Here is an 8,472-nt window from a genome sequence, read left to right as displayed (position 1 = left end):
TCGCCGCCGCGGCGAAGCGAGTTCCTGCTTGATAGCCTGTTTATGAACAGCCGGTCCTTCTCAATGGAGCGGCCGTTGGTAGAAGAAGACCCCTTTCCCGACAGGAGGGGTTTACTGAATGTTTACCATAAAAACAAACCATGGCTGGACCATAACTTCTGGGCCGCAGCCACAACGAACAATGAAAATCTCCCCGGACACCGCGCTTCGTCCGGAACGACTTCCATATAAACGGGTGGGAAACAGGATATGAAAGAGGTTACCGGATATCTGATTTTCATCGTGGTCTGTCTGGCGTGGTTGCCCCTGGCGGCCGGCGAAATCACGGCAGGGCCGCCGCACACCGGCTATGTGATCGGCCCCGGGGACATGCTTGAGGTCTCGGTCTGGAAAAACAAGGACCTGACCAAGGGGGTTATTGTCCTGCCGGACGGCAGGATCTCATTTCCGCTGATCGGCGAGGTGGTGGCTGCCGGCAAAACCGTTGCCCAGCTGAAATCGGAGCTGGAAAAGAAACTTTCCCGCTATGTGACCGATCCGGTTCTGTCGGTGAGCGTCAACCAGATCAACAGTATGCTGATCTATGTGATCGGCAAGGTCCGCCAGCCCGGCCGGTTTGTCCTGAACGCCAATATCAACGTCCTGCAGGGCCTGGCCCTGGCCGGCGGACTCACCCCGTTTGCCAAAAAGGACAGGATTCGAATCTTAAGGCAAGAGAAGGGGACAACCACCAGCTTCTCTTTCAATTATGACGAGGTGGCCGACAACAGGAACCTGGCCCAGAACATCCTGCTGCAACGCGGGGATGTACTCGTTGTTCCCTGAGCAGCCGTACCCCGTAGAGTCGCCATGAAAGAAAAAATCACCCTGCTTGTTGCCGGCCTCCTGTTCGCCGTTCCGCCAAACCCGGCCAGCGGTAAGAGCGGCCGGCTCGAGATCATCCCGGCCCTGACCCTGCGCCAGGAGTACAATGACAATATCCTGTTTACGCGGAACAATGAGCGCCATGATTTCATTACCACCGTTTCCCCCGAAATCGGGCTCCGCCGGATGTCGGAACGGCTCAAAGCCTCTCTGACCGGGCGGCTCAACCGAATCTACCATGCCAAGAACAAACAGTTCGATGACTGGGACCATCAACTCTCCGGCCGGTTCGAATACCGCTTGAGCCCGCGCCTGTCCCTGTCCGCCTCAGCGACTTTCACCCGGGACTCCCGGCCTGACCGCGATATCGAGGAGACCGGCCTGGTGCTGGGTACCGAGGCCCGCGACCGCCAGCAGTACTCCTTTGCCTGGAGCTATATGCTGGCGGATGAAAAAACCGCGGTCAGCGGAAACGCGGCTTATTCAAGCGATGATTTTGCCGGCTCGGATTCCCTTGACCTAGAATCGTATAACCTCGGCCTCGGGCTCAGCCGCAACCTGAGCGCCTTTACCAAGCCCACCGCGGCCAGGGTGAATGTTGCCGCCGGACGATATGATTATCCCGGGGTGGCAATAAAAAACTATAACCTGACCGTTGGCGTCAGCCGGGATTTCAGCGAGACCCTGCGGGGCGATATCTCCATCGGTCCCCGGTATACGTCGACCAGGTACGAGGCCATCGGCCTGACCGAGGGTTCGTGGGGAGCAACGGGAACGGTCTCCCTTTCCTCCGAGGGGATATACACCAGCAGCGACATCAGCCTGTCCCATGATATGGCCGCGGCCAGCGGCAGAATCGGGACAACCGAAAAAACCTCGGCAGTGCTGGAGCTGGGCCGGAAGTTCTCCGACACGGTCCGGGGAAAGCTCAGCGCCGGGTATTACCGGAACCGGACCGAGCGTGGTCAGCTCGGCGGCCGGGACAGCGATGAGCAGACCTTTCGCATCCGCCCCCGGCTCCGCTACGGGATAACCGATGATCTCGATCTGATCGCCGCCTATACCTTGACCCGCATCTGTGATTCCAAGGACGATACCGATAAAAAACGCAGCCTTCTCTTTTTCCAGCTCAGATATCAATCCGCGCTGTTTGAATAATCCGGCCCTGTTGAAAAAACCGGATTACCAAAGGTGATGAACTCGTAACAACCCGAAAGGCTTCAAATGCCACCCAATAAAATCAACAAGTTACAAGACGAATCACGTCCGTCGAGCGGGTGGTTGCGAGACCGACAAAGGTGAAAAGCATGGAACCGCAAGAAATGACGGTCAATGATTATATCGCGATATTAAAGCGGAGAAAGTGGAGCCTGATAACCCCGGCTGCCATTGTTTTTCTGGCCGCGGTGCTGGTGGCCCTGCTCCTGCCCGCCATCTATGTATCCACTGCCACCATCCTGATTGAAGAACAGGAGATCCCGGTCGAATTCGTAATGTCCTCGGTAACCAGCTATGCTGAACAGCGCCTGCAATCGATTAACCAGAAGATAATGAGCTACTCGCGGCTCAACGACATTATCGACCGTTTTAATCTCTATCCCGACCTGCGGGACAGGAAAACACGGGAGGAACTGGTTGATATCCTGCGGGACTCCATAAAACTCGGCCAGATAAGCGCCGATATAATCGACCCGCGCACCGGCAGGCCGGGCACCGCCACCATCGCCTTTACCCTTTCATATGAGGGCGAGACCGCCAAGGAGACCTACCAGGTCGCCAATCTGCTCACCTCGCTCTACCTTAAGGAAAACCTCAAGGTTCGAGAGAAACAGGCCATGGGCACCTCCGAATTCATTGAGAGCCAGCTCAACAAGATAAAAATCGATCTGGTCAAGTACGATAACACCATCACCCGGTTCAAGGAACGGCACGCCAATGAGCTGCCCGAGTTTCTCCAGGTCAATCTCCAGGTCCTGCAGCGGGTGGAACTGACCCTGGAGCGATTGCTCGAACAGCTGCGCAGCCTTAAGGAAAAACAGGGATACCTGCGGGGCCAGTTGGCCACCACCCCGGCGCAGCTGGCCCTGGCCGATAAAAAAGACCGGCTGAAGGAGTTGCGCAGCCAGTTGGCCTTTTACCAGACCAGGTTTTCCGCTGAATACCCCGACGTGACCAAGACCAGGGCGGATATCGCCGAACTTGAGAAACAGTATGCCGAGTTGAAAAAATCCGTTGCCTCAACAGAAGAACAGCCGGACAACCCCGCCTATATCTCACTGGCGTCCCAGTTGGCGACCACTGTCATGGAGATTAAATCCCTGGGCAAGCAGATCAAGGATCTTGAAAAAAAGGCGGCTGTCTACCAGCGCCGGGTGGCAAGGACACCGCGGGTCGGCGAAGAGTACAGAAACCTGGTTATCCAGCGGGACGCCACCCAGGCCAAGTATGACGATCTCTCCCGGAAGTTGATGGAGTCAAAGGTTGCCTATGGGCTTGAAAAAGATCAGAAAGGAGAACGCTTTACCCTGATCGATCCGGCCCGGATGCCGGAAAAACCGTATAAACCGAACCGGCTGGCCATTATCCTGGTCGGGCTTGTTCTGGCTGTCGGCGCCGGGGTCGGCACGGCGGCCTTAAAGGAGTTCACCGACAATGCGGTCTATAACGCCGAAGATCTTGCTCGGGCCACTTCCCGGCCGGTACTGGTCAGCATCCCGGAAATCGTCACTACAAAGGATTTAACCCGGCAACGGATCAAACATCTGAGCCTGGCCGTGGGCGCGGTTGTCCTGCTGGTCGGGGCGGTACTCCTTTTCCATCTTTACGTCATGGACCTCAACGTGCTGTGGGCCAAGCTGTCGCGAAAACTCGGCGTATGACCGGGCCGGGCCTGCTCAAGCGGAAAAAACAACGGAAAGATCATGAACCGAGAAAAAACGCTCGACACGGCCGGGGGAGCGCCGGCCAACAATTCCGGATCAACCGCCCAGGTCATCCTTGAGCCCGGGAAGTTGCAGGAAAACCGCTGCGTGTGTATCTCCTCCGACTCGGTCGAGGTTGAGATCTACAAGCTCCTGCGGACCCAGATCCTGCAGCGGACCAGGGAAAAGGGCTGGAATACGATAATGATTACCAGCGCCCTGCCGGACGAAGGAAAGACCCTCACCGCAATCAACCTGGCCCTCACCTTTGCCAAGGAATTCGCCCAGACCGTGCTCCTGGTTGATTGCGACCTGAAACGACAGGACATCCATAAACGGCTGGGGGTTGACAGCCCCAAGGGGTTGATCGATTATCTGGTCGATGAGGTGCCGATCAGTGAACTTCTCATCCGGCCCGACATTGAGGACCTGACCTTTATTTCCGGGGGCCGGACCATCCAGGAGAGCACCGAACTCATCGGCTCTCCGAAGATGAAGGACCTGATCGTTGAGATGAAAAACCGCTATAAGGACCGGTACATCTTTTTCGAAACCCCGCCGGTCCTGTACGGGGCCGACGCGGTTGCCTTTGCCCCGCTGGTTGACGGAATCCTTTTTGTTGTCCAGGCCGGCCGGACCTCGATCCAGAATGTGAAAAAGGCCCTGGCCCTGCTTCCTGAGGAAAAATTCCTCGGTTTTGTACTCAATCGCACCAAGATTACAAAACAGGAATATGCCATCTACCGCGACTATTACCAATAAGGTTGCCCGGGCAGGGGCCCTGCACTGCCACCAGCCCGGCGGTAAGGTTTCGGTAAACCCCGTACGTTTGAGATTTGACCGGGAAAGGGGTTTTCTTATACCGAACGGTGTAGCGGATCCTGAGCCGCGGCAGTGACGGCAAAAACGGAATTTGAAACAACTTCGGCAGGATATGCTTATGGCTTTCGAGTCGCCGTTGCGGCGAAGCGAGTTCCTGCTTGATAGCCTGTTTATGAACAGCCGGCCCTTCTCAATGGAGCGGCCGTTGGTAGAAGAAGACCCCTTTCCCGATAGGAGGGGGTTTACTGAATGTTTACGCCCGGCGCTCCCCGGCCCGGCTGTTAACCCCAAAAAAACATGAAAAAAAAGAATTACGCGCAAACAACAAGATAGCCAATATCCTTAAATTTTATTTGACATTTTACTTCAATTTCTGTAGATGACTGATTAACTTACATCTTCTCAAAATTATTCCAGTAGACAAGCAACCAAAACAAGCAGCGTGTGCTTGCCCATGAAAGCAGTGACTCACAGCCTGATTGTTCTCCTGGTTTTCTGTCTCTGTGCCCCTTTTTCCCCGAGATCCGTCTCTGCCCAAGGCCCTCCAACAGTACAAAAATGGCCGATCATCAGCACTATTCATAAACGGCGGCCTCCTGTTGCCAAGACATCAGGGCACAAAAGGAACAGAGCGGCAAGCATCAATAAAAGCGCCATTTCTTCCACTGGACTGGCCAGAAAACTTTCAGCCCGAAGTGCGATTGTCATTGATGCCCGCACCGGTCGTCACCTGTTCTCCCTGGATCCCAACCGGCCCGGCCAGCCGGCCAGTACCATCAAGGTGCTGACCGGCCTGATCGCCATCCAGCAACTGAATAACCGGGACCAGGTTCCGGTGAGCCGCCGGGCCGCGCGGATGCCACGTTCCAAGGTCTACCTGGACCCGCGCAGATCATATCATGCCAACGATCTGATCGACTCGGTCCTCGTGGCCTCGGCCAACGACGCCAGCGTGGCCCTGGCCGAAAAAATGGCCGGCTCTGAAAAGGCATTTGCCAAAATGATGACCAGCAAGGCCCGGCAACTGGGGGCCTTCCGGACCATCTGCAAGAACGCCTCCGGGCTCACTGCCAAGGGCCAGCAGACCACGGCCCGGGACCTGGCGACAATCTTCAACAAGGCCATGAAAAACAAGGAGTTCGCGGCCCGTATCCAACGAGCCACGATGAAAGGCATGGACGGCACCACCCTGCGCAATCACAACAAGGCGCTCTGGCGGATCGACGGGGCCCAGGGCGGCAAGACCGGTTACACCTACGCGGCCCGCCAGACCTATGTGGGTAAATTCAAACGAGGGCAAACGGAAATAGTGGTTGCGCTGCTGGGCAGCAGCTCGATGTGGAAGGACATCAGCAGGTTGGTGGAGTACGGGTTTGCTGAAAAACAGCGCCCGGGCCGGGCGGCCGGCCGCAAGCTGGCGGCCGCCGGCCCCCGCCGCCAGCAGCAGCACGGCCCGGGTATTCCGGTCCTTGCGGACCGCAGCAAGATCGCCCAGCTCTGATCACCGCGTGCAGGGGACAGGGAGTATTGTATTCCGGGCCACGATTCGCCCCATATTTTTTCACAGTCCACTGCCCACTGTCCACTGTTCTTTTCCATCCTCTGTCCTCTGTCCTCTGTCCTCTGACACCTGTTAATCAAAGCCGGCCAACAGGGCAGGACAATGGCCTCTCCAGATCAAACAGGGGTGATTGTCGACCTCCAGCCCGCACTTCCTTTACCACCGGCAGTTAGAAAAATATGACAGGAATAACCGAAAAGGAACGGGTCCGGGCAATGTTCCTGGACCAGGGACCAGGTCAACCGCAAACAGGAAACTGGGGCAGAATGGCGGAGTTGCTTAGAAAAGACGAGGTCTACCGCCGGGCCGGAACCATCTTTGTCACCCCGGCCCATTGCCTGCACCAGGTCCGGATCAACAGTCTGCTGGACAACAAGCGCCTGTTGATGCCGACCCCCAGCCTGAAAAACGGTTTTGTCCTGCTGCGACCCGGCACGATCCCCTTCCCAAAACTGGGCTTTAGCGTAACCCCCAAGGGGATGGATCAATTCGGAGAGTATCTTGGGTTGGAAAAACTTGACAGCCTCAACATTGGCCTGTTGCTCACCGATGCGGTGGCAGTGGATCAAAGGGGTAACCGGCTCGGAAACGGCAAGGGTTTTTTCGATCTGGCCGGCGCCATCCTGGCCGAGGCCGGAGGGCTGGCCCGGGATGCGGCCTTCCTGGCCATGGCAACGACCGGGACCGCCTTGCTGCCGATCGATCCCTGGGACATCCCCTTGACCGGCATCCTGGATATTGATGGAATCCATCGCTTCCCGCAACAGAAAAAAAGCAGACCGCGGATCTTCTGGGACCGCCTGTCCATGGACCGGATCCGTAAAATCACCCCGCTCCGCCAGCTTCACCAGCGCCGGGCGTAGGGTGCAGGGTGCAGGGTGCAAGTCAGAAGTCAGAAGTCAGAAGTCAGAAGTCAGAAGTCAGAAGTCAGAAGTCAGAAGTCAGAAGTCAGAAAGTCAGAGTCAGAAAAATATTATATTCCGGTCCATGATCACTGCTCCATATTTTTTCTGCTTGCCCGCCGTAGCCATCAGGCGAAGGAGGGTCCCCTGTCATCCGTCCTCCGTCATCCGTCCTCCGTCCTCTGTCTTCTGTCCCCTGTCCCCTGCCTTCCGGCAGACCCGGACAAAACCGCCGGGATTAAAGCCCGAGGCCCAGAACACGGTGCCATTGCTGTAATCGACAAACCAATGGCCCCCGGGCCGGCGCTGGTCCGCGGTGAAGATAAAGGGCTGCTCCACCGAGAAACAGGGGTGGAGGAACAACCCCTGGCCGTTTTTGTCCCGGCACATGAGGGAAAGGGCCTCGTCAATGGTGGGCAGGCGCCAGTCGTTGAAACCCTTGAAACGGGCCCGGTTCAGTTCGGCGACAATGTTCCGGCCGGTCCGGATCGAGGTGATATCGCTGCCGCCCCGCTGCCACATCAAGCCGCCGGCCATTTCGGTCACTGTCTCGCCATCTTCATTATCAACCAGAAATTTCGGGAAATCTCCGCCCGGGTTGTGATGCCGGTCAAAAAAATTCCCCTGTCGGACCAGGGAGTCAATATCTGCTTCCAGCACCTTCATCGGCCGGCTCCGCAGGGTCACCGGAACCATATCCGGGCCCGTCTCCGCCCTGCCGGGAAGACCGGTTTCCCGGACCAGCCCGGAACCGTGTTCAACGAGCACCACCACCTGCGAAAGATCGCCGGGCTCCACAACATTATGATTGAGCCATTGCCTCAAGGGGGCATCAATGGCGTAACTCTGGTCATAAGATGAAAGGCCCTGATTGCGGACGCATTGGTCGACCAACTCCTGCGGCGCCTCGATCCGGGCCAGGACCCGGGCATACTTGATCCCCCGTTCCATCAGGCAGACCCAGGGCCTTTTGCCCCAGTTGTCCACGTAAAAATAATAAAAACGCTCCGTTTTATTACGGATCCGCTCCTTGCCGCCCCAACTTTCAAACATCCCAAAGGTGTCTGCCGGGGTCAGACTCCAATCAATGTACGCTCCCTTTGTCTCTACACCGAGCTTGTCAAAAAAGTGCATGGCCTCTCCCCTTGGTTGGCATTGACGGACACATGAAACAGTTGAGAATTATTCTTATCAGTGAATTTATATCGCTTCCCGGGAAATTGCAAGTTTTTTGTGGGTAAGGTTTCGGTAAACCCCGTAGGTTTGAGGTTGGACCGGGAAAGGGGTTTTCTTATACCGAACGGTGTAGCGGACCCTGAGCCGCAGCCGTGACGGTAAAAGCGGAATTTGAAACAACTTCGGCAGGATATGCTTATGGCTTCCGAATCGCCGTTGCGGCGAA

The 8,472-nt window shown here is 56.6% G+C and carries 9 protein-coding genes; 8 read left to right on the top strand and 1 reads right to left on the bottom strand.

Translation table 11 applies throughout. From position 1 onward, the window contains the following. The 8 genes from L3J03_11670 to L3J03_11635 all read left to right on the top strand — a co-directional run. A partial coding sequence (locus L3J03_11670) for a hypothetical protein (GenBank protein ID MCF6291638.1) occupies window positions 1–231 on the top strand: 231 nt, incomplete at its 5' end. An 18-nt stretch (window positions 232–249) separates the two neighbouring features. Beyond that, window positions 250–825: a polysaccharide biosynthesis/export family protein gene (locus L3J03_11665; protein MCF6291637.1), complete on the top strand. Its 576-nt coding sequence runs from the start codon at window positions 250–252 to the stop codon at window positions 823–825. A gap of 24 nt (window positions 826–849) precedes the next feature. Continuing rightward, window positions 850–2,022, top strand: coding sequence for an outer membrane beta-barrel protein (locus L3J03_11660; protein MCF6291636.1), 1,173 nt, complete (start codon window positions 850–852; stop codon window positions 2,020–2,022). Window positions 2,023–2,171: 149 nt separating this feature from the next. Further along, window positions 2,172–3,743, top strand: a complete 1,572-nt coding sequence (locus tag L3J03_11655) for a Wzz/FepE/Etk N-terminal domain-containing protein (protein ID MCF6291635.1) — start codon at window positions 2,172–2,174, stop codon at window positions 3,741–3,743. A gap of 42 nt (window positions 3,744–3,785) precedes the next feature. After that, window positions 3,786–4,547 (top strand): polysaccharide biosynthesis tyrosine autokinase, encoded by a 762-nt coding sequence (locus tag L3J03_11650; protein MCF6291634.1) that lies wholly within the window; start codon window positions 3,786–3,788, stop codon window positions 4,545–4,547. A 178-nt stretch (window positions 4,548–4,725) separates the two neighbouring features. Further along, complete coding sequence (locus tag L3J03_11645) at window positions 4,726–4,908, top strand: hypothetical protein (GenBank protein ID MCF6291633.1); 183 nt, start codon at window positions 4,726–4,728, stop codon at window positions 4,906–4,908. Between the two features lie 153 nt (window positions 4,909–5,061). After that, the gene (locus tag L3J03_11640; GenBank protein ID MCF6291632.1) at window positions 5,062–6,108 is read left to right on the top strand and encodes a serine hydrolase; all 1,047 of its coding nucleotides are present in this window, start codon (window positions 5,062–5,064) and stop codon (window positions 6,106–6,108) included. 239 nt (window positions 6,109–6,347) lie between these two features. Further along, window positions 6,348–7,031 carry a 5-formyltetrahydrofolate cyclo-ligase gene (locus L3J03_11635; protein MCF6291631.1) on the top strand — a complete coding sequence of 228 codons (684 nt, stop codon included), beginning with the start codon at window positions 6,348–6,350 and terminating at the stop codon, window positions 7,029–7,031. Window positions 7,032–7,220: 189 nt separating this feature from the next. Here the strand turns inward: L3J03_11635 and L3J03_11630 are convergent, their stop codons facing one another. Next, window positions 7,221–8,123, bottom strand: a complete 903-nt coding sequence (locus L3J03_11630) for a DUF1566 domain-containing protein (protein MCF6291630.1) — start codon at window positions 8,121–8,123, stop codon at window positions 7,221–7,223. Between the last annotated feature and the right edge of the window lie 349 nt (window positions 8,124–8,472).

The sequence above is a fragment of the Desulfobacterales bacterium genome (genome assembly GCA_021647905.1).
In the GTDB taxonomy this organism is placed as follows: Bacteria; Desulfobacterota; Desulfobulbia; order Desulfobulbales; family BM004; genus JAKITW01.
This window is presented reverse-complemented; position numbering and strand designations above follow the sequence as displayed.

What these genes read in the sequence shown, in the direction of transcription:
- L3J03_11665 (MCF6291637.1), top strand. Translation starts at nt 250, where the DNA reads ATGAAAGAGGTTACCGGATATCTGATTTTCATCGTGGTCTGTCTGGCG.
- L3J03_11660 (MCF6291636.1), top strand. Translation starts at nt 850, where the DNA reads ATGAAAGAAAAAATCACCCTGCTTGTTGCCGGCCTCCTGTTCGCCGTT.
- L3J03_11655 (MCF6291635.1), top strand. Translation starts at nt 2,172, where the DNA reads ATGGAACCGCAAGAAATGACGGTCAATGATTATATCGCGATATTAAAG.
- L3J03_11650 (MCF6291634.1), top strand. Translation starts at nt 3,786, where the DNA reads ATGAACCGAGAAAAAACGCTCGACACGGCCGGGGGAGCGCCGGCCAAC.
- L3J03_11645 (MCF6291633.1), top strand. Translation starts at nt 4,726, where the DNA reads ATGGCTTTCGAGTCGCCGTTGCGGCGAAGCGAGTTCCTGCTTGATAGC.
- L3J03_11640 (MCF6291632.1), top strand. Translation starts at nt 5,062, where the DNA reads ATGAAAGCAGTGACTCACAGCCTGATTGTTCTCCTGGTTTTCTGTCTC.
- L3J03_11635 (MCF6291631.1), top strand. Translation starts at nt 6,348, where the DNA reads ATGACAGGAATAACCGAAAAGGAACGGGTCCGGGCAATGTTCCTGGAC.
- L3J03_11630 (MCF6291630.1), bottom strand. Translation starts at nt 8,123, where the DNA reads ATGTTTGAAAGTTGGGGCGGCAAGGAGCGGATCCGTAATAAAACGGAG.